Annotated in this window: 23 protein-coding genes and 1 pseudogene; 13 read left to right on the top strand and 11 right to left on the bottom strand. The window is 58.5% G+C overall.

All coding sequences use genetic code 11. The features are described from left to right. Positions 1 to 48: 48 nt before the first annotated feature. Entirely contained in the window at positions 49 to 954 is a 906-nt protein-coding gene (locus BGIM_RS0143715; RefSeq protein WP_020475901.1) for a DNA-3-methyladenine glycosylase family protein, read from the bottom strand. A 3-nt stretch (positions 955 to 957) separates the two neighbouring features. Next, positions 958 to 2,046: pseudogene (gene ada / locus BGIM_RS55715) on the bottom strand (bifunctional DNA-binding transcriptional regulator/O6-methylguanine-DNA methyltransferase Ada). 363 nt (positions 2,047 to 2,409) lie between these two features. On the opposite strand from ada, the gene BGIM_RS0143705 reads away from it, so the two are divergent. Beyond that, entirely contained in the window at positions 2,410 to 3,087 is a 678-nt protein-coding gene (locus BGIM_RS0143705; RefSeq protein WP_157369891.1) for a hypothetical protein, read from the top strand. 4 nt (positions 3,088 to 3,091) lie between these two features. On the opposite strand, the gene BGIM_RS0143700 is transcribed toward BGIM_RS0143705, so the two are convergent. From BGIM_RS0143700 to BGIM_RS64200, 3 genes are all read right to left on the bottom strand, one after another. Then, positions 3,092 to 3,499, bottom strand: coding sequence for a hypothetical protein (locus BGIM_RS0143700; RefSeq protein ID WP_020475897.1), 408 nt, complete (start codon positions 3,497 to 3,499; stop codon positions 3,092 to 3,094). 360 nt (positions 3,500 to 3,859) lie between these two features. Next, positions 3,860 to 4,147: a GlsB/YeaQ/YmgE family stress response membrane protein gene (locus BGIM_RS0143690; RefSeq protein ID WP_020475896.1), complete on the bottom strand. Its 288-nt coding sequence runs from the start codon at positions 4,145 to 4,147 to the stop codon at positions 3,860 to 3,862. A gap of 94 nt (positions 4,148 to 4,241) precedes the next feature. Next, positions 4,242 to 4,511: a hypothetical protein gene (locus BGIM_RS64200; protein ID WP_157369890.1), complete on the bottom strand. Its 270-nt coding sequence runs from the start codon at positions 4,509 to 4,511 to the stop codon at positions 4,242 to 4,244. A 277-nt stretch (positions 4,512 to 4,788) separates the two neighbouring features. Here BGIM_RS64200 and BGIM_RS0143680 point away from each other — a divergent pair, with 277 nt between their 5' ends. The 6 genes from BGIM_RS0143680 (at position 4,789) to BGIM_RS0143655 (ending at position 8,471) form a co-directional block, all read left to right on the top strand. Further along, positions 4,789 to 5,466 (top strand): hypothetical protein, encoded by a 678-nt coding sequence (locus BGIM_RS0143680; RefSeq protein WP_157369889.1) that lies wholly within the window; start codon positions 4,789 to 4,791, stop codon positions 5,464 to 5,466. Between the two features lie 148 nt (positions 5,467 to 5,614). Continuing rightward, positions 5,615 to 5,755 carry an alpha/beta fold hydrolase gene (locus BGIM_RS64195; RefSeq protein ID WP_157369888.1) on the top strand — a complete coding sequence of 47 codons (141 nt, stop codon included), beginning with the start codon at positions 5,615 to 5,617 and terminating at the stop codon, positions 5,753 to 5,755. Between the two features lie 88 nt (positions 5,756 to 5,843). Then, positions 5,844 to 6,605: a class I SAM-dependent methyltransferase gene (locus tag BGIM_RS0143670; protein WP_020475892.1), complete on the top strand. Its 762-nt coding sequence runs from the start codon at positions 5,844 to 5,846 to the stop codon at positions 6,603 to 6,605. A gap of 98 nt (positions 6,606 to 6,703) precedes the next feature. Next, the gene (gene sigJ / locus BGIM_RS0143665) at positions 6,704 to 7,546 is read left to right on the top strand and encodes an RNA polymerase sigma factor SigJ (RefSeq protein WP_020475891.1); all 843 of its coding nucleotides are present in this window, start codon (positions 6,704 to 6,706) and stop codon (positions 7,544 to 7,546) included. A 12-nt stretch (positions 7,547 to 7,558) separates the two neighbouring features. Then, positions 7,559 to 8,020 carry a carboxymuconolactone decarboxylase family protein gene (locus tag BGIM_RS0143660; RefSeq protein WP_020475890.1) on the top strand — a complete coding sequence of 154 codons (462 nt, stop codon included), beginning with the start codon at positions 7,559 to 7,561 and terminating at the stop codon, positions 8,018 to 8,020. Positions 8,021 to 8,036: 16 nt separating this feature from the next. After that, positions 8,037 to 8,471: a cupin domain-containing protein gene (locus tag BGIM_RS0143655; RefSeq protein ID WP_020475889.1), complete on the top strand. Its 435-nt coding sequence runs from the start codon at positions 8,037 to 8,039 to the stop codon at positions 8,469 to 8,471. A 20-nt stretch (positions 8,472 to 8,491) separates the two neighbouring features. Here the strand turns inward: BGIM_RS0143655 and BGIM_RS0143650 are convergent, their stop codons facing one another. Together BGIM_RS0143650 and BGIM_RS0143645 are read right to left on the bottom strand one after the other, a co-directional pair. Beyond that, complete coding sequence (locus BGIM_RS0143650) at positions 8,492 to 10,141, bottom strand: FAD-dependent oxidoreductase (protein WP_020475888.1); 1,650 nt, start codon at positions 10,139 to 10,141, stop codon at positions 8,492 to 8,494. A gap of 137 nt (positions 10,142 to 10,278) precedes the next feature. Continuing rightward, positions 10,279 to 11,298, bottom strand: coding sequence for an LLM class flavin-dependent oxidoreductase (locus tag BGIM_RS0143645; RefSeq protein WP_029631911.1), 1,020 nt, complete (start codon positions 11,296 to 11,298; stop codon positions 10,279 to 10,281). 220 nt (positions 11,299 to 11,518) lie between these two features. Between BGIM_RS0143645 and egtB the strand changes: the two genes are divergently transcribed. From egtB to BGIM_RS0143610, 6 genes are all read left to right on the top strand, one after another. Beyond that, on the top strand, positions 11,519 to 12,790 hold the full coding sequence (egtB, locus tag BGIM_RS0143635) for an ergothioneine biosynthesis protein EgtB (RefSeq protein ID WP_020475886.1): 1,272 nt from the start codon (positions 11,519 to 11,521) through the stop codon (positions 12,788 to 12,790). After that, positions 12,787 to 13,737 (top strand): L-histidine N(alpha)-methyltransferase, encoded by a 951-nt coding sequence (egtD, locus tag BGIM_RS0143630; RefSeq protein WP_020475885.1) that lies wholly within the window; start codon positions 12,787 to 12,789, stop codon positions 13,735 to 13,737. Before egtB ends, egtD begins: the two co-directional genes overlap by 4 nt. 16 nt (positions 13,738 to 13,753) lie before the next feature. Next, positions 13,754 to 14,038 carry a DUF427 domain-containing protein gene (locus tag BGIM_RS0143625; protein WP_029631909.1) on the top strand — a complete coding sequence of 95 codons (285 nt, stop codon included), beginning with the start codon at positions 13,754 to 13,756 and terminating at the stop codon, positions 14,036 to 14,038. A 4-nt stretch (positions 14,039 to 14,042) separates the two neighbouring features. Further along, the gene (locus tag BGIM_RS0143620) at positions 14,043 to 14,789 is read left to right on the top strand and encodes an ATP-binding cassette domain-containing protein (RefSeq protein WP_020475883.1); all 747 of its coding nucleotides are present in this window, start codon (positions 14,043 to 14,045) and stop codon (positions 14,787 to 14,789) included. Further along, positions 14,779 to 16,311, top strand: coding sequence for an ABC transporter permease/substrate-binding protein (locus tag BGIM_RS0143615; protein ID WP_020475882.1), 1,533 nt, complete (start codon positions 14,779 to 14,781; stop codon positions 16,309 to 16,311). The genes BGIM_RS0143620 and BGIM_RS0143615 overlap by 11 nt, the downstream gene beginning before the upstream one ends. Before the next feature lie 436 nt (positions 16,312 to 16,747). Continuing rightward, positions 16,748 to 16,972: a hypothetical protein gene (locus BGIM_RS0143610; protein ID WP_020475881.1), complete on the top strand. Its 225-nt coding sequence runs from the start codon at positions 16,748 to 16,750 to the stop codon at positions 16,970 to 16,972. A 170-nt stretch (positions 16,973 to 17,142) separates the two neighbouring features. Here BGIM_RS0143610 and BGIM_RS0143605 read toward each other — a convergent pair whose 3' ends face one another. From BGIM_RS0143605 to BGIM_RS55710, 4 genes are all read right to left on the bottom strand, one after another. After that, on the bottom strand, positions 17,143 to 18,069 hold the full coding sequence (locus BGIM_RS0143605) for a hypothetical protein (RefSeq protein WP_020475880.1): 927 nt from the start codon (positions 18,067 to 18,069) through the stop codon (positions 17,143 to 17,145). A gap of 362 nt (positions 18,070 to 18,431) precedes the next feature. Next, entirely contained in the window at positions 18,432 to 18,677 is a 246-nt protein-coding gene (locus tag BGIM_RS0143600; RefSeq protein WP_020475879.1) for a hypothetical protein, read from the bottom strand. A gap of 342 nt (positions 18,678 to 19,019) precedes the next feature. After that, on the bottom strand, positions 19,020 to 19,334 hold the full coding sequence (locus BGIM_RS0143595) for a hypothetical protein (RefSeq protein ID WP_020475878.1): 315 nt from the start codon (positions 19,332 to 19,334) through the stop codon (positions 19,020 to 19,022). A gap of 228 nt (positions 19,335 to 19,562) precedes the next feature. Further along, on the bottom strand, positions 19,563 to 19,915 hold a 353-nt coding region (locus BGIM_RS55710), incomplete at its 5' end, for a transposase (protein ID WP_020475877.1).

Genomic DNA, 19,915 nt, shown 5'->3' with positions numbered 1-19,915 from the left:
ACTGTCAAGCGAGAAGCAAAGTATGAGAGACTTGTTACACGACACTTCTCATTTAACGACTTCGCTTGCCGGATTTGACTCCTTCAAGGCATTGGCCTGCGAAGCCCGGTTCCAAAGGTGCATGGCGGCGTAACCACGATAGGGGCGCCAAAGGTCCGCGCCTCCCGGCTTGCCTGCGGACATCTGTTCCACCACCCGCTTCAACACCAGATCGGTCCCCGGCCAGGCATCGGCATCGCCCAATGCTTTGAGCGAAAAGTATTCCATCGTCCACGGGCCGATGCCGGGCATTGTCATCAGGGCCTGTCGGATTTCGGTTGCGGGAGCGGTGTCAAACGACGGAATCCGGTTCTCGGCGATGGCCCTCGCGACGGTCTGAAGGGCCGCCACCCGCTTGCCCGGCATGCCGATGCCTTCCATGCCGCCCTCTGCGATTTGCGCCGGAGTGGGGAAGACGAATTCCGGGCCTTTTGACAACCCGGTCGGCTGGCCGAACCGGCTGGCCAGTCGCCCCATGATCGTCGTGGCCGCCTTGACGGTGACTTGCTGGCCGACAATCGTGCGCACCAACACTTCAAAACGGGACCAAGCCCCCGGCACACGGATTCCCGGATACGCGGCCAGCAACGGGGCCAAAATGGGGTCGGCCTTCAACGTTTGATGCACGGCCGCCAGATCAATATTGAGATCAAGCATCCTCCGAACCCGATCAGCCACCACCTCCGGATGCTTGCGGGCTTCCCCGGTGATCTTCACTTGAAACTGGTGATCGCTGGCGGATGGCACAATGGAAATGCAGCCGATTCGCCCGTCGATTTCGATACTGCGGCAATAGCTGTTCCCCTCCATCATCTCGACGCCGCGAGTCGCCCGGCCGCCCAGATGCCGTGCGAAAAAATCCCAATCCAACGGCGGCGTGTAATCAACATCCAAGCAAACAACCTTGCCTGCCATGATCTAGCTTCCTTCTTGTTCGCACCGGAGTAATTCCCGCTTTCGCTCCACTCCCCATCGATAGCCGGACAACGAACCATCCGTGCGGATCACCCGATGACAGGGAATCGCCACCGCAACGGGGTTCGCGGCACATGCCCCGGCGACCGCCCGAACGGATTTCGGATGGCCGATTTGTTCGGCGATCTCCGCATAAGTTACTGTCGAACCAACGGGAATCTTTCGCAACGCCTCCCAAACCTTCCGTTGAAAGGCCGTGCCTTGAATGTCCAGCGGCAAGTCCAGCCCCTTCGCGGGGGATGAGACAAACCCGACGACCTTGGACACTCACTGTTCAAATTCTTGATCGCCGCCCGCCAATTCGGCATTGGGAAAGCGATCTTGAAGTTCGCGGACCAATTTGTCCGGGTCGTCCCCCAACAAAATGGCACAAATCCCCTCGGGGGAAGCGGCCACCAAGATCGCCCCAAACCGACATTCGCCGACCGCAAAACGCAGCGTCTTGCCCCGGCCTCCCTTGCGGAATGCTTGAGGAGTCATGCCCAGCATGTCCGTCGATGATTCGTAAAAGCGGCCATTGGAATGATAACCGGCCTCGTAAATGGCCTCGGTGACCGTGTCGGCTTGCGCCAACTCCCGCCGAACCCGGCCGACCCGATGAGTGGCGGCATATTGCTTCGGCGTCACCCCCGTATGAGCCTTGAAAAGCCGATGCAGATGAAAGGCGCTCAGGCCCGTCGCTGCCGCCAGTTCTTCAAGACCCGGCGTTTCCTCGGCTTCCTCGATCAGGCGGCAGGTTCGGGCAACCACCTCCGCGTGCCGTTCGGCCAAACTCTCCTTGTCCGGCTGACATCGCTTGCAGGCGCGAAACCCCGCCGCCAAGGCTTCGCGGCCAGTGTCATGAAACCGCACATTCTTCCGCAACGCCTGCCGGGCGGGGCAGACGGGCCGACAATACACGCCGGTTGTTTTCACGGAGTAAAAGAACACCCCGTCGGCGGCCGGATCGCGTCGGACCACCGCCTGCCAGCGGGCATCGTCATTGGAAAAACTTTCGGGAGGTGTCCGCCGTTTGGTATCCATGATCGCCATGATATTTCCCCTTCCGTCTCGCCGTTGGACGGTGATGAACTCATCCCATCGTAAGGCGGCCCGTCATGGAGGAAACTCCGATTCTTGCTTTCAAATTCGATTCACGCGAAGAACGAGATCGGCCACCATAGGCATTGATTCTCTCGAAAATTGACGACATCATCTTTGACGGGCTGATGGAATCGCCAACCGGGTCTGCCTATCCAATACTTGCAAGCTGAATACCAACGTGGCGGGACGGAACCTCTTGTTCCGGTTGTTTTCCGGCCAAACACTCCCGATATTCCCGGATCGGTTCCGAACTTGCACTTCGATCAAGGTAATTGCATTAATTTGGAGGACGGCCGCCATGAGGACAAATCTGTGAACATAGACCTTCGTTCCCTCGGCGGCCACTTGGCGGCCCTGTCCCGCGTGACGATGCGATCCTTCACTCTCACGATCATCGTGACAACTCTCTTCGGGGGAGCGTTGGGCGCGCTCTCGAATCACTTCCTGAGCGAACATCATTGGGCTTTCGGCACGGCTGCCGCGGCTCTGGCGCTCTTTGAAGCCGCGATCCTTGGCGTCATGCTCGGGTTCAAACAGGCGGCGTTGGCGATTGTCGTTTACGCATTCGGGACACTCAAACTCGGGCAATCGTTGGTGAGGCTGGTTTTCGAGCGGATGTTGGGGATCGGCGGAGAGAACAGCATGCGGGTCGTCCTGGCCCCATTGCCGTTGGCGCAGGCGGACAACATGTTGAGCGGCGCGGTTCGCAGTGTGACAAGCGATGAGCAAGGGGGTTGGGCACGGCGGGTGACTCAATCCCGGTTGCTGGAATCGGTGCGTATTCACATCCTTCAACGATTCCGTGCGGAGGGAAAGAGCGAAATCGATCTGTTGAAACTGAAGGATGATTTGGAACGAACGGTGGACAACTCGCTGGTCCGGAAAGTTCGCCGCAAGGTGTGGCTGTTGACGGCAGGGGTGGCGGCGGGATTGCCTCTGTTGGTCGCCGCGCAAACGTGGCTTCTGCTTCTGTTGCTTCAACCCAAGTGATGGGTTATTGGATGAACTCGGTGGCGAACCCGTCGTAGTAGCGGATATCGTATGACGTGCCCAAATGGGCGATGGTGAAAGAGGATGGTTCTTCCCCCTCGAAGACGTGAGCGTCATCCGTGACCTCATGAAAGAACTCCCGGCCAGGCCCCCAATCCGGCGACGCCTCGGCAGCCGACACCGCCTGCCGAAGCAGCCGGTTCAGTTCGTCCTTGGTCAATAAAAGCTCGACATCCCCCCTCGCGCGAAGCACATGCTCGATCTCTCCGGGTCTTCCCTCTCCGCCATCACTGACTTCCCCCAAGTCGATGATCCGGCCCGGCAACGGCGTGTCAAAAGAAGGATCGTCGCTGCAAGCCCTCGCCTGCATGGCGGCCTCAAGGGCAGGTGGAACAGACGGATAGTCGGCCATAAGACGGCTCCCGGCGGTCGTTGTCACGGGAGGCGGCCCACGATGGTCCATCACCCGGTGTCTGCGGGTAATGCGTTCCGGGCGGCGGCTTGCGCGTCAGAATTTCTTCCATTCGACACCCGGAAATTTCTCTCGTTTTCCCGACCCTCCCGAAGTGAATCCTTTGGGTCCGGTGTTCATCAAATGGCGTTGGATTTCCAATGGTCAAGCGGCTTGCTCAGAAACTTGAACAGCAACGCCTGGAACGGAGAAATGGCCGTCGGAGGAAGGCGTCGAAAATGGGATGCCAGCAGATTGTGGGATGCAAATTTTGAACAGAAAAGGCGGCGGCCGGATGGGCCGCCTTGGGTGACTTGCTTCTCATCCGGCGTTGGTGAGATTCCGATTACCGTAGAAAGCCGTGTAAGCCCACAAGACCAAAACACCGCCGGCCACCGACATGAGCCAGCCCGGCCACATGCGGTCCACGCTTGGATCATCCACCCAAGCAGGCCAGATCAATGATGAGATCATGCCACCAACGATGGCCCCGGTGATGCCGATGATGATGGTGTTGGCAATGCCCATTGCCTGCCGGCCGGGCAGGATGGCTCTGGCGATCAGGCCCACGATCAGGCCCGTGATAATCCAGCACATAAACGCGATCATTGTTTTGCCCTCTGTTTGAGTTGTCGTTACTCGACAAGAGAAGCACATTCCATGCCTCAATCACCAAGGTGATGGGGCTGTTCACCCGCGTAAATCAGATTGAAAGAGCAGGCACGATCGGCGGCGGGGGCATTGGCGAAGGAACCGGCGGTGGCGTTGGGCCGGGGCCGGGAAACGTCCCCGGCTCTCGCCCCGGTTCGGTGGTCGGCGACCGGGGTTGCTCCGGTTCCCGGTGAGGCATCGGCGGCGGCAACGGGCTTGGCGGCGGCTCCAGAGGAGGACTTGGCTCTTCCGGCACGGGCGGCGGCAATTCAGGAGGCGGTGATGGATCGGCAGACTTGGCGGTGGCGAACAACGTGGTCATCGGGGGCCTCATGGAATTCGATGGATTATTTCCCAACCCGACGCATATCCGGCGCCATTCATCCGGTTAAAATCGGCGGCATTTGACCCGCTATCTGACCGGAACGCCATTTGCTTCACTAAGGCCGGCGGGATATTCGGGCGGCCTGTCGCCGTCGAAACCCGCCAACGGCCCCCTCCAACGACTTGCGTTGCCGATCTTCGGGTATTTGGCTTCCCGCTTTGATGGGTGGCCGGGGCCGTCTCTCTCCAAACGAACGGAACATACCGGAGCTCACATGGAACAACAAGTCACGGCGGTCGTCGGAACGGCCGCCCGAGATGTGGATCAAAGTGTCGGATCACGGATCAGTTGGGGTGCCGTCATGGGCGGCGCCGCCGTGGCCCTCGGCATTTATTACCTGTTGGGCATCCTCACGACGGCCGTCGGCCTGTCGGTCTACGACGGAGTGACCGCCCGCGATCTCACCGCCGGGACGGTGGTCTGGCTCATCATTGTCACCTGCATCGCCATGTTTTGCGGGGCATTCGTCACCAACCTGTTCACAGTGGGCGAGGACTCGGAAGAGGCGGTTTTGCTTGGCCTCATCACATGGGCCACCGTCACCACGATCCTCGTTCTCTTTGGGGCGATGGGGTTGAAATCAGGGCTGAACGCGGTCGTCGGGGTGGTGGATGTCGCCAACCGGTCCGCCCCGAACTGGGAGCAGGCGGCCCGCGAGAATGGCATTTCGCAAGACCGCATCAACGCCTGGAAGGCCGAGGCAAACGCCAAGGTTGACGATCCGGAAGCCCGCCGGGAGGCCAGGGCCGCCGCCCGTCGGCTGGCGTGGATCACCTTCGCCGGGGTATGGCTCTCCATGTTCGCCGCCGCCGGAGGCGCGCACGCCGGCAAGGGACCGGCCTTTCGGTTCGTCCCGATCGTGGTGTCGCGTCGAACCGTGCTGACGACATGAGTGCGCGTTGATCTGTCACTCATGGGCCATCACAGAACTTGTTAACCTTCAATAACTTCCAAGATGGCTGATAGTCACTGATTAACGTGATTCGCGCGAGGCTCCCCGCCTCGCGAGTTTTGAAGTTGCGCTTGTTGGGTTTTCAAGAGTGTTCTTGGAATTGGCGGCCGGGATTCCGGGGGCCAGGTTCACGGAACTCAGCGGAGCGTCTCACGGAGTCGTGCTGACGGAACCGGACCGGGTAAACGAACTGCTCATCAATCACCTCTCGGCCCCCCAAATTATCTGAAGCCAAAAAAGGAATTTTCCGCAGCCGGACGAGCGCGAACCCGGTGATAGAATGCCCGTCCGTGAAGGATTCCCATTGGAGATAGCAAATGGCGGCGGACGAACAACGACAATTGATTTTGGATCAGTTTACCCGGCAGGCGAAACCGTTTTCCGAGATGCACGCTCGGGACGATTTCGAGATCCATCGGCTGCTCATCGCCACGGCGGGAATCACCCCGGTTGACGAGGTTCTCGATGTGGCCTGCGGGCCGGGGTTGGTGGCCTGCGAAGTGGCGAAAGCGGCCAAACACGTCACCGGGATTGACCTGACTCCGGCGATGATCGAACAAGCGGGCAAGCGTCAGCAATCACTCGGACTGGTGAATCTTTCCTGGATTGTCGGCGATGCCCAACCACTCCCGTTTGCGGAAGGTTCATTTGACAAGGTCATCACCCGATATTCATTTCACCATTTCACCGACCCGAACGGTGTCTTTGCGGAAATGAAACGAGTTTGCCGAACCGGCGGCCGGGTCACCATCGCGGATGTTTTCACCAACACCCCGGAACAGGCGGCGGCATATGACCGGTTGGAACAATGGCGTGATCCGTCACATACTCATGCCCTCCAGTTGACCGAACTGGAAGCCCTGTTTGCCGGGATGACGGATGTTCGCTGGGAGTTTTACAAATATCTCGTCAAGGTCGACGACCTGCTCTCCCGCTCGTTCCCGGTTTGCGGCGGCACCGAGGCGTTCCGCGAGGCCGTGGCGGCGGACATCGGCGTCGGCAAACTTGGCATCGGCGCATCCCGCGAGGATGGCCTTCGGTTCTCTTTTCCCGTTGTCATCGTCTCCGGCATCAAATAACTGGTGACCGGACTGATTTTCAGAAAAATCTCCCGGCCTGTCACAAAACCGCCGACATCTCCGTCCTTGATGACGAAAGCACGGTTCGAGACCTCATCATGGGTTCCGACATCGATCATCTGCGTCCGAAACTACTGGCCGTCGCATACCGAATGCTCGGCTTGGTGGCCGACGCGGAGGACGCGGTGCAGGAGGCGTATCTGCGGTTTCACCAAACGAACAGCATCGCCTCCCCCGAAGGGTGGCTGGTGCGGACAGTCACACGATTGTGCATTGACAAATTGCGTCAAACCCGACGGGAGACCTACGCCGGCCCGTGGCTTCCGGAACCGGTCTCGGAAGCGTGGGACGGGGCGGCGGCCGACCGTCTGGAACTGGCCGAATCCCTCTCGATGGCATTTCTGGTGTTGCTGGAAACACTTTCGCCGACCGAGCGCGCCGCTTATTTATTGCGGGAGGTGTTCGGCTACGAGTTTGGCGAGATCGCGGGCCTGCTGGACAAAACCCCGGTGGCCGTCCGTCAGCTCACCACGCGGGCAAAGAAACGGCTTGGCCGCCGGGAGCGGCGGTTTGAGCCTAACGCGAGCGATGCGGACGGTCTGGCCGAGCGGTTTTATGCCGCCTGCCAGAGCGGCGATGTCACGGCCATTGAGGCGATGCTCACCGAGGATGTGGCGTACTACTCGGATGGCGGGGGACAGGTTCCCGCCGCCCCGAAGCCCGTCTTGGGACGGCACCGGGTGGCGAATTTGCTGGCCGTGCGGTTCCGCAAACTCCGGGAGGTTTGCGACCTGACCTTCACCACCGTCAACGGGCAACCGGGGGTGGTGTTCTCGACCGACGGAATTCCCGTGCAGATTTATTCGTTCAACGCGGAGAACGGCAGTGTGCGCGCTCTCTACGCAATGTTGAATCCGGAAAAATTACGGCGATGGCCGTGAAAGGAGAATGTCATGCAACAGCGACTCAACTATTATCAACTGGCCCCGGAACCGGTGCGGGCGATGATGGCCCTGGGCAAGTATCTCGCGGATTGCGGGCTGGAACACAATCTGATGGAACTGGTCAAGACGCGGGCCTCCCAAATCAACGGGTGCGCGTACTGCCTTGACATGCACACCAAAGACGCGCGTGCGGCGGGCGAGACAGAACAGCGGCTCTACGCCTTGAATGCCTGGCGGGAGACGCCGTTCTACACCGATCGCGAACGGACGGCTCTCGCCTGGACCGAGGCGGTGACCCAAGTTTCCGGCGGCGTGCCGGATGCGGTGTACGAAGAAGCCCGCCGGCATTTCAACGAGAAAGAACTGGCCGACCTGACTTGGGCGGTCATCGCCATCAACGGGTGGAACCGCCTCGCCATCAGTTTCCGGGCCGTGCCCGGATCATACAAACCCGCCCATCAACCCGCGTAACCATCGGAGAAAAATCATGAACCGGACAACATTGTTTGCACTGGCCTCGGGAATCATTCTCGGAGCCGGAGGCATGACGCTGGCCCGTCACGACGAAACGGCCAAGACCAAAGTGACCGTGCTTTCCGAGCGGAACATCTCCGAGAAAGTGGACGGAAAGGAAGCGAAGGTCACCGTGGTCGAAGTGTCGCTCGATCCCGGCCAGGGGGGTTCGCCGCACCGGCATCCCGGCCCGGTGTTCGGATATGTGCTGGAGGGAGAATATGAGCACGCCATCGACGACCAACCCGCCAAAACACTGAAGACAGGCGACACGTTTTACGAGCCGACCGGATGCCTGCATCGCGTGTCCAAGAATCCGAGCGAAAAGACAAAAACCCGCGTGCTGGCGGTCGTCGTTCATTCGCGTGACGCCAAACAGGTGGCCATTCCGGAACCGAAAAAGGATTGATCCCGGAGCGGCTGGCCGGATCAACGATACCCAAGCGACAACAGTTTGTGGACACAAGTGACGGCAAGCGAGCCATCGCCCACGGCAAACCCCACCCGCTTCGTTGATCCGGCTCGCACATCACCGGCCGCCAGCACACCGGGGAGCGTCGTTTCAAGCGGGCAAGGATCTCGATCCTTCAACGGCCAAAGGCCGGACCGCACGACATCCGAGCCGGTGAGCAAATACCCGAGTTTGTCCCGAGCAATCTCCGACGGGAGCCATCCGGCCGCCGGGTCGGCTCCGATAAACACGAACACGCCGGAACAGGCCAGTCGCTGTTGGGTCTCGCCCGGCCCTCGTTCGAGAACAACACTTTCCAGACGACTTTTTCCCTCGGCCTCCGCGATCCGGGCGCCTTCATGAACCGTGATGTTGCCGGCCCCGCGAATGCGGTTGACGAGATATTCCGACATTCCCGAATCCAGCGGACTGCGCACCACCACATGAACCCGTCGGGTGCGGCAACACTCGGCCAAGTGCATGGCCGCCTGACCGGCCGAGTTTCCCCCGCCGACCACCACCACGTCGCACTCGTCGTAAAGCACCGCCTCCACGGCCGTGCAAACATAATGGATACCCGCCCCCTCAAATCGATCTGCCCCGGCGGCCGGAAGTTTCCGCCAGTTCACGCCCGTGGCGATGAGAACCACTCGCGCCCGGACAATCGTGTCGCAATCCAGATGCAGCAACCGGGGCAAATGCGGATCGGCCGGTGACTCGATGCGATCCACCCTGACCGGGGCGGCCATCTTGGCCCCGAACTTGAGCATTTGAAGCACGCCACGGGTGGAGAGTTCGGTTCCGCTCAACCCGGCCGGGAAACCAATGAAATTCTCAATCTTCGAGGAGCCTCCCGCCTGCCCGCCGGGGCCAAGGCGATCCAGCAGCAACGTCGAGAGTCCTTCGGAGGCTGCATAAACGGCGGCGGCGATCCCAGCGGGACCGGCCCCGATGACCGCCAGGTCAACCGTTTCGCCGGGACAAGTTCGCCAGACGCCCGCGCACTTCGCCAGTTCGCGAAGGCTGGGATTGAAAAGCACTTTGCCATCGCCGCAGTCGACCACGGGCATCGGGCTACCGCTTTTCTGCGCGGCCATCGCCCGTCGGCCGTCCTCGGTCTCCGAATTGATCCAGCGGTGGGGGACGAAGTTTTTGTGCAGGAATTCCCGGACCAGATTCGTGTCCTTGCAATATCCGGCCCCGAGGACGCTGATGCCCAGATTGCCTGTTTGTGCCAACAGTTCCCGGCGGCGGGTGAAGGCAACCATCAATTTTTCCCCAAGCGAGGGGATGCGATTAAGCAAAGCCCGGATCATCCGATGCGGCACCCGGAGCAGGCGGGTCGGACCATGGGCATGCCCGCTCACGATGACCGGGCGGCCAGTGAGGAGATCGATATCCCCGGCAAACCCGCCCGCGTGATGGGTGACGATAAGGGAGTTGTTGTCGGCCGGGTTGCGGATGTCGATTCCCCCGTCCTCAATGACGAACAAGTCGAGTTCGGCCGTGCCGGCCTTGAAGACGACCTCATCCGCCTCATAGGCAATCGAATCGGCAAGAGGCTTCAAAACGCGAAGCTCCGCCGGGGTGAGGACGGGAAAAGCCGATATGTCGATGTCTTGGGCCATATTTGCCACGCTCTCTCACAAACCATTCGGCAACACGAGCGGCACATCGCCTCCCATCCCGGTTAAGGTAACCGCCCGGCCGGGTATCGCCCATCAACCGGATCAAGAAGAAGTCTCCCAAAAACTCCAATCAGAATCTAACTGTCATCCACTTTGGACCGCTTGCGAATGTCCGCCGCGATCTCGAACGACCGGCAGCGGGCGGCGTGATCGTAAATCTGGGCGGTAATCATCAACTCATCGGCTTGGGTTTGTTCGACAAACGCCTCCAACTGACGCCGCACGGCCTCCGAGCCGCCGATGGCCGAACAACGGGTCATCCGGTCCACTTGGTATTGCTCTGCCGGGGAAAGCAGTTCCTCTATCCGGTCAACGGGCGGCGGCAGTTGTTTGGGCATTCCCCGCACCAGATTCAAGAACTGCTGTTGAAGGGTGGAGAACAACCGCCGGGCCTCCGCGTCGGTGTCGGCGGCGAACACGTTGATCCCGACCATCACATGCGGTTCTTTCAACGTCGCGGATGGCACAAACAGACGGCGGTAGAGACCCAACGCCTCATGCAGATAATCCGGGGCGAAGTGGGAGGCGAAGGCAAACGGCAATCCCAACTCGGCGGCCAGTCTCGCGCTGAAATCGCTGGAGCCGAGCAGCCAAATCGGAACATCCAACCCCTCGCCGGGGATGGCCCGGACGCCATTGGTTGAACCGCCCGGCCGAAGGTAATTGCGGAGTTCTTCCAAATCCTGCGGGAAGGTGTCCCCGTTGCTTCCCAAATGTCTGCGGAGGGCTTGCGAGGTTCGCCGGTCGCCCCCCGGAGCGCGACCCAACCCGAGATCAATCCGGCCGGGATGGAGGGATTCCAAGGTGCCGAATTGTTCGGCGATGACCAGCGGGGCATGATTCGGGAGCATGATCCCCCCTGCCCCCACCCGGATGCGGGAGGTTCCGGCGGCCACATGGGCGATGACCACAGAGGTCGCCGCGCTGGCCACCCCGGCGATGTTGTGATGTTCGGCCAGCCAGAAGCGATGATAACCCAGCCGTTCCGCATGACGGGCCAGATCGAGGGTGTTCCGAAACGACTCGGCGGCCGTGCTTCCCTGCCGGATGGGTGAAAGGTCCAAAACAGAAAACGGGATCGTGTGAAGCGGCTTCATGAAATCATCAATAGACAGGGCGATGTCCAAAATGGAGCCTCTGACAGGGTGTCGAAACACTCAAGTTTGCAATTGCCATGAGCCCGCGAATCTTTGCGGCGTTGATCGCCGGACATCTCCGGGAAAAAGATTGTCTTTTTCGACAGGCGGCTGACTAACATAGAGGCGACCCGTGATTCAAACCGCGCCAGCGGGAGAAAATATCGCCTTTGGGGGTGTGATGTCGGCCGAACCGTTTTCGCCATCTCACCGGGAATCGCTCCGAACGCAGTACCACCAAGTTCGCCGATTGACCGAGCGGTTGTGCGAGCCACTGGTGCCGGATGATTACCTGCTTCAATCGATGCCGGAGTGCAGCCCGCCGAAGTGGCATCTGGCCCACTCCACATGGTTCTTCGAGACGTTTGTTCTCGCATCGTTCGAGCCGGGCTTTCGGCCTTTCCATCCGTTGTTTTCCTTCCTGTTCAACTCCTATTACGAAGCGGTCGGCGAGCGCTGGCCACGACCGGCGCGAGGCTTGCTTTCCCGGCCCGCATCCGGGGAAGTCTTTGCTTATCGACATGATGTCAACAAGAGGATGGCCGGCCTGCTGGAAACGGCAGATGAGGTCACCTGGCAGGCGATTACCCCGATCGTTGAACTGGGAATCAACCACGAGCAACAACATCAGGAATTGTTGCTCACCGATCTGAAACATGCGTTTGGCCTGAACCCCTTGCGGCCTGTCTATCTGGCGGGTACTTCTTTTGGTGAAGGAAAGGGCACGCCGCTCCGGTGGACAGATCATCCAGCCGGAGTGCGTTCGATTGGCCATGCGGGGGCGGGGTTTGTCTTTGACAACGAATCCCCCCGACATCGGACATTTGTCGAGCGGTTTCAAATCGCGTCCCGCCCCGTGACGGTTGAGGAGTTCTTGGAATTCATCGAAGATGGCGGGTACGACCGGCCGGAGTTATGGCTTGCGGATGGCTGGACAACCCGGCAACAAAAAGGTTGGGGGGCGCCGTTGTATTGGGATTCGGACGCAGCCGGTCTTCGGTCGGTGTTTACACTCCGGGGCCAACAACCGCTCAACATGATCGAGCCGGTTTGCCACGTGAGTTACTACGAAGCCGATGCCTTCGCCCGGTGGGCTGGCGCCCGGTTGCCGACTGAGGCCGAATGGGAGATCGCGGCCGGGGCTGGCGAATCACCGGGCCATTTTCTGGAGTCCGGTCGGTTTCATCCCGCCCCCGACAATGGCGGCGGGCAATTCTTCGGGGACGTGTGGGAATGGACGGCCAGCCCGTATGCCCCCTATCCCGGTTATCGGCCCGCGTCCGGCGCGTTGGGCGAGTACAACGGAAAATTCATGTGCAATCAGATGGTGTTGCGCGGCGGTTCGTGTGTGACGCCCGCCAGGCACGTCCGGCCGACGTATCGAAACTTCTTCCCGCCGGATGCCCGCTGGCAGTTCTCCGGTTTTCGGCTCGCGAAGGATGGCCCCTCATGACGATTCGCGCCGGCGCTCTCTCCTCCTCCGATCTTTTCCGGGCTGATGTTCTCGCCGGACTTTCGTTGCCGCAGAAGCGAATTCCCTCCAAATACTTTTACGATGCCGCCGGTTCGCGGTTGTTCGACCAGATCACCGAACTGGACGAGTATTACCTGACGCGAACCGAATTGGCCATTGTTCGTAAGGATGTCGGGGCGATGGCGGCCCGGTGCGGGTCGGCGTGTCTGTTGATCGAACTCGGAGCCGGCAGTTTGGTGAAAACGCGACTGTTGCTCGACCGCCTCGATCATCCGGCCGGATATGTTCCGGTGGACGTGTCCGGGGAACACCTGCGAGACGCGGCGGCGGGGCTGGCCGCCGACTATCCCGGCCTTGACGTGTATCCGGTCGTGGCCGACTTCGTCCGTCCCTTCGAGTTGCCGCCGGTGACGGCGGCCCGGCGCGTGGTGTACTTCCCCGGTTCCACCATCGGGAACTTCGAGCCGACGGAGGCCAACGCGCTGCTGTGCCGCATGGCCCGGCTGGTCGGCCCCGGCGGCGGCCTGTTGCTCGGCGCGGACCTTCGGAAAGATCCGGCCGTGTTGGAACCGGCTTACAACGACGCCTTGGGGGTAACCGCCGCCTTCAACCGCAATTTGCTGACGCGGATCAACCGCGAACTGGATGCGGACTTCGACGTGGATTCCTTCCGCCATCGCGCCTTCCACAACCGCGAGCATTCGCGGATCGAAATGCACTTGGTAAGCGATACCATCCAACAAGTGCGGGTGGGCGACCGGACATTTGCCTTTCGGGCCGGGGAGTCGATCCACACGGAGAATTCCCACAAATATGACCTCGCCGAACTCACCCGGCGGGCCGCCGGGTGCCACTGGCGCTCTGACCAAGTCTGGACCGACGAGAACGGTTATTTCGCCGTCCTCTATCTAACCGCCATGAGCTGATTTCAGCGGAGGGGGACTGATGAAAGCAATCTGGAACGGGGCCGTGCTGGCCGAATCGGACCAAACCATCGTCATCGAGGGGAATCACTATTTCCCGCCGGAGGCCATCCACAAGGAGTTTTTCAAACCGAGCGAAACCCACACCGTTTGCGGGTGGAAAGGAACGGCGAGCTACCACACCATCAATGTGGACGGCAAGCAAAACCCGGATGCCGCGTGGTATTATCCCGAACCGAAGGACGCGGCCAAAGAAATCGCCGGGTATGTGGCTTTTTGGAAGGGCGTCAAAGTAGAGGGATAAGGACATGTTTGCCCTCAACGATGTCACGAAAATTTACGCGGGCCAGCCGGCTCTTGGCCCGGTTTCGCTCACGTTCCCGGTCGGCCGGACGACCGTGTTGATCGGGCCGAGCGGGTGTGGCAAATCAACCCTTCTGCGGCTCCTCGTCGGGCTGGTCAAGCCAGATGACGGCGCCGTCATCTTTGATGGAACTCCGGTCAGCCCGTCGAACGCCCGTGCGGTCCGGTTGCGCACCGGCTATGTCATTCAAGACGGCGGCTTGTTCCCGCATCTCACCGCTCGCGGCAATGTCACCCTGATGGCCCGGCATCTCGGCTGGGATCACGGGCGAATCAACGCCCGGCTGGCCGAACTGGCCGAATTAACCCGGTTCCCGCTCGACGGGCTGGACCGGTTCCCCCAACAGCTTTCCGGCGGGCAGCGTCAGCGTGTCGGCCTGATGCGCGCCCTCATGCTGAACCCGGACGCCCTGCTCCTCGACGAACCGCTCGGCGCCCTCGATCCGCTCGTCCGCGCCGATCTTCAAACGGAACTGCGAGACGTGTTTCGGGCGGTTGGCAAAACGGTGGTGTTGGTCACTCATGACCTTGGCGAAGCCGCTTATTTCGCCGATCTTGTCGTGCTGCTCCGGGATGGCCGGATTCTTCAGCAAGGCAGCGCCTCTGATCTGTGGCATCGCCCGGCCGATCCGTTTGTCACCCGATTCGTGCAAGCCCAACGCGGCCCGGAGGTGCGTGACAATGAGCCATGAAACCAACACCAGAAACAACGGATGGCGGGTTTGCTCATCGGCGTTCGTCGCCCTGCTGGCCATCGTGGCGATCCTCTCCCCCGGATGCTCCCGCCCTGCGAACCGGCCGGTGGTGGTCGGGGCGAAGAAATTCACGGAATCGGTGATCCTGGCGGAGATGGGGGCGAGGCTGGCCCGCGAGGGGGGCGTCGAATCGCGGCGGGACGATCTCGGGGGCACGCCCGCACTATGGCTGGCCCTCACCCAAGGCGATATTGATGTTTACCCCGAATACACCGGCACCATCACCCGGCAAATGCTGAAGGCCGATCCCCCGGATCTTTCCGAGGCGCTGGCGGCCCGTGGCATTCGGATCGGCAAGCCGCTCGGCTTCCGCAACAACTACGCCCTCGGCATGCGCAAAGACACGGCCGCCAACAAGGGCATCACCAAGATTTCAGACCTGCGCGGCCATCCCGAATTGCGCCTCGGCTTCATCCATGAATTCCTCGACCGCCCGGACGGGTGGCCCGGAGTGAAGCGGCATTACGATTTGCCGCAAGCGAATGTGCAGGGGATGAACCATACGCTCGCTTACCGCGCCTTGGTGGAAAAGGCGATTGACCTGACCGAGGTATACACCACCGACGGCGAAATCGCACAATACGATCTGCTCGTCCTCGCCGATGACCGCAATTTCTTCCCCGCTTACGAGGCGGTCTGGCTTTACCGTGCCGATTTGGGGGACAGGCACCCGAAAGTCGTTGAACAACTCCGGCGACTCGAAGGCCGCATCTCCGAACCGGACATGCAGCGGATGAACGCCACAGTGCAAGAAGAAAAGCGGGACGAAGGACTGGTGGCGGGCGAGTTTCTTGGTCGTGTCTTGAACGTCGGCGACGGGGGCCAGTCGTCCGATGGTTCGCTCGCCGGGCGATTGTTGACAACGACCGTGGAACACCTTTGGCTGGTGGTTCCATCACTGCTGGCCGCGTTGCTCGTCGCGGTTCCCCTCGGAATCCTGGCCGCCCGCCACCCGGCGATTGGCCGAATCGTTCTCGCGGTGACCGGGGTAATTCAAACCATCCCTTCGCTGGCATTGTTGCTGTTCATGATTCCGGTGATGATGTGGCTGGTCGGCAAAGGAACCGGCGCCCCGCCCGCCGTGGCGGCGTTGTTCCTCTATAGTCTGCTACCAATTGTCCGGAACACCTACGCCGGACTGACCGGCATCCCCGCCCCGCTGAAAGAATCGGCAGAGGCACTGGGCCTGCCCGCCTGGGCGATCTTGTGGCGGGTGGAACTTCCGCTCGCCGCCCGCACCATTCTGGCCGGCGCCCGGACGGCGGCGGTCATCAATGTCGGAACGGCCACGCTGGGCGGTTTCATCGGCGCCGGCGGCTACGGCCGCCCGATCCTGCGCGGGATCGACAAGTTCGACATCCCGCTGATGCTCGAAGGCGCGATCCCCGCCGCCCTGCTGGCGCTGGCCGTGGAGGGCCTGTTTGAACTGGCCGAACGAGCCATCTCCCGCCGAGGCTAATGCGACAATCCTCGGCCGGATTTCTCAACTTGCTTCAGCATTATGGCCAACTCATTCCTTGAAGCCATGCAGTCAGCCCGTTCTTCGTCCAGCGACAATTTGGCGAAATGTTCTGGTAAGAAATGCTTAAATGAAAACAGGTTGTGACTTTCGTCACAACCTGTTTCAGTGGAGGCGGCGGGGATGGTTTCTGAGGCGGTTGATAATCGCGAATTTGCCTAGAAAATATGGGGTTTTAGAAGATATGGCTTGGTACGATATCGTACCATTTTTGGGGGATATCGTACCTGATTTCGTACCAGTGGTACGGAATGGGTTTCGTGGGGCAGAGCTAGGGGTTTGTTCGGTCCCGTATAATATAGGGCAAGGGACGGTGGCTAGCGTCGGGTCATCATTCCGAGTGTGTGGTTTTTTTCAATGTTTTTGGAGAAAAAACATGGCGAACGACGCATCGTCCGATGGCGGCACTTACTATGCCCCCAATTCAACGGTTGAGGTCATTGCGACCGGAAACCGCTATCGGACGGCGAGGGAAGAACCTCGAAACAGGGTTTATTCCCTCATCGACCAAAAGGGAAATAGGTTGATGCGAGAGTTTACTCATGATGAACTCAAACTCATCATGGATGGAAGGGATCGGTTCTTTTTTGGTAGCCTGTAAACGCTACCTCGTGTAACCCGACCGGGTTGCATGATCCGAAGGTTGATGAATGTGTACGCTATGGCCGCCTTGCGGCCATAGCGGTTTCCCTGAAAGTAAAAGCTAAAACTGATTAACAAAATTAGATTTGTTGATCTGCCTGTTGCTTCATTTTCTCACTTTCCCAAGTCTCAACGCTTAATTCCGGCTTTGCTGAGACAACGGTAGTACACGCTTTGGCTACTCTTCGCTTCGATGGAGAATAACGCAGGTTTCTCCATTGCCTTCAAATCTTCACGCGAGTGAATGGCAACGGCAATTTGAATTTTCCGCTCATTCATCTGATCCCGTGTCATGCAGATGACTTCCCCCGCGAGACTACTTTCAACGGCAGATTTCCAGTCGAATTTGCTGTCACCTGATTTAAACCAGAGATATTCGTCAAATGCGTTGACGAGTTCTCGAAAATTTAGGGGTTTGAAATAACGCTTGCAGACATCGATGAAAAATTCGCAAACCACGTTGCACTCGTCAGAGGAAAGTATGCCCTTCATTGTGTTGTGACCTTGACTGGCAATATCCCATGCTTTCGCCTCAAGCTCTTCCAAAGTTGGTGAAAGTTCGAGAACGAACATTCGAGTTTTCATTGCATTTAGGGCAGGGCTTTTCTCGATGGGTCTATTCATGTTGAAAATAAACGAGCCATTGAAATCAACATAATCGATCTGATTCTTCCTTACTGATTTAGTTGTCCAGGAGACGCGACGCGGGTAACCGGCTTGAGAGTGCAAAGCAGAACGCAAAAGAGTGCAAACAGTTGGCACCGTAATGAAATTTTCACAATCTTCAAACAGGATAATGTTATCAGGGGTGCGGCAAATTTGCTCAAACAAACCACAGGCGGTAATCTGACCGTTTAGAAGCGTCCAATGCTCGTCTTTTTTCAACCCTTCAGCCTGAAGAGCTTCAATTACCGTGTAGGATTTCGAGATGCCTCCCGGACCATGCAAATACAAACCGTGTGAAAACCTTTTGACGATTTTTTTGACACGGTCACGGATAAAATCCAAACGAGAATCGTACTTCAAGAGGTGTTCAATGCGAGCGTCGGTCTTCATAAAAGTTCTTTCAAGTTATTGGTAAATTAATGGTTGTTCCCCTTTCTGTCATGAATTAGTTTTCAGAGTCGCACAGACCCCATCCTCCCAGTAGCGGGAACAGACGAGAGGTCTAGGCACGGATTCGCGCCTGATCTGAAATTCTAATAAATGGTAGTTGGGGTATGGGAAAAGAGCGATATGTGCGCCCCCCATAATACATAAATCAAAACATAGTGTACAAATGCTGGGGAAACCCAGTGTAAAAGTTATTCTCTGTATAACCTTTCTTTAAATTGAGAACAGATTCGCAATTACAGTCGTTTAAATGTCTTGTCGAAATGAAACTATTGGCGGCTCAAAAGCCAATAGTTTCACCCCATTTAGACGGTCAATTTCTCTCTGATCGCGGCTGAAAATGCGTGTGCCTCGTGTTCAGTGGCAAACCAATGCGGTTCTTGGCTCGCCATTAGATCCATTCCAGTGATACACGCCTCAATCTCGCCCACGGTGTTGAATTCGTAGAAGAATGGTTGTGCCAGGTCGGGGTTCTGTCTCACATCGTCGCCATTCATCAACCAAAGACGGAATTTGCCGTCCGCATGTCTCACAAATTGTTCCGCACTCATCGCAAATCCTCGTTTAGTAAATCAAAATTTCCTTAACGAATCACATCATGCCAAATTGAAATCCTTAAGGCGAATGTGTTTTTTGATGAATTTTGAGACCTGTTTAAGTAGTTGCGGCCCTTCGGGCCGCCTATGGTTCAACGAGCTTGAAAATGATTCGAGTGCGCTTTTAGGAAAGTAATTCAATTCTGCGAAATGCCATTTTCACCCCCGGCATTTACCCCTGTTTGGGTGGCGATCGGGTCTTAAACGGCGTTTTAGGAGTTCAGGGGCTAAATCCTGACCTGTTCGACCTCTGAAATGGTTCAAAAATTTATAAGTGATGCTTTGAATTCTATGCATTCAATCCCAAAAAATCGGATTCCCACCATTCAAGACTTGTTCGATTACAGCATCGGAAAGCCCACCGATCACGACATGACCAAAGAAATCGTATGTGATCTCTCCGGTTAGGCGGCTGACGACATCTTTTGCCAACACATTGCGGAAAACCTCGTGTGGAACTCCGGGAGTGAGTTTGGCAAGTTCGTTGTGAAGCGTGAACGCACCCAAATTATCCTCAGACCAGCCCTGTGTCGGTGATGTGGGCAGGTGATCCAAAACCTTGATTTCAAAAAAATGTGTGGCAGTTGGATCAATGAGTAAAAATTTTGGCAAGAGTCCGTCTCCAATGAAGTAGGTAAATGATTTTAGACGCGAGTAAGATTGCCTCAAAAGAAAAGCGTCTTGATTTCAAATTTCAAAACTGAGGCTTCAATTCCTTGATCTTCAGATGAGGACTAACCCCGTAGCGCGCCAAGGCAAGTTCTAAAATCGCTTCTGAGACAAGTTCTCTGGCTGAATGGGGAACAATCAGGGAATCGTGAACTGTAAGAGCCTCTAACTTTATGAATTGCAAAAATAGTTAAAGCAGATAAGGCTGAGGCCGAGATTCAACAGAGCCAGTTGCATCTCTTGGGTCTTCTCGGTCACGACCCTCAGCTTGCGAAAGTTGTGCAGCCAGCCAATCGTCCGCTCCACCACCCACCGGACTTTGCCCAACCCGCTGCCATGAGGCGTCCGGCGTTTCGCGAGCTTCGGCTCGATGTCCCGCTCCCGCAACTCGTCCCGCAACGCTTCCGCGTCATACGCCCGGTCCCCGTACAGCTCCCCGGGCCGCCCGCCCGGCCCTTCATCTTCCCCCTCGGGGGCGAGCGGGCCGGCCGAGTCAACCAACGGCAGCGTCCCGGCGGCGTCCG

Origin of the sequence: Zavarzinella formosa DSM 19928 (assembly GCF_000255705.1) — a bacterium.
Classification (GTDB): domain Bacteria; phylum Planctomycetota; class Planctomycetia; order Gemmatales; family Gemmataceae; genus Zavarzinella; species Zavarzinella formosa.
This window is presented reverse-complemented; position numbering and strand designations above follow the sequence as displayed.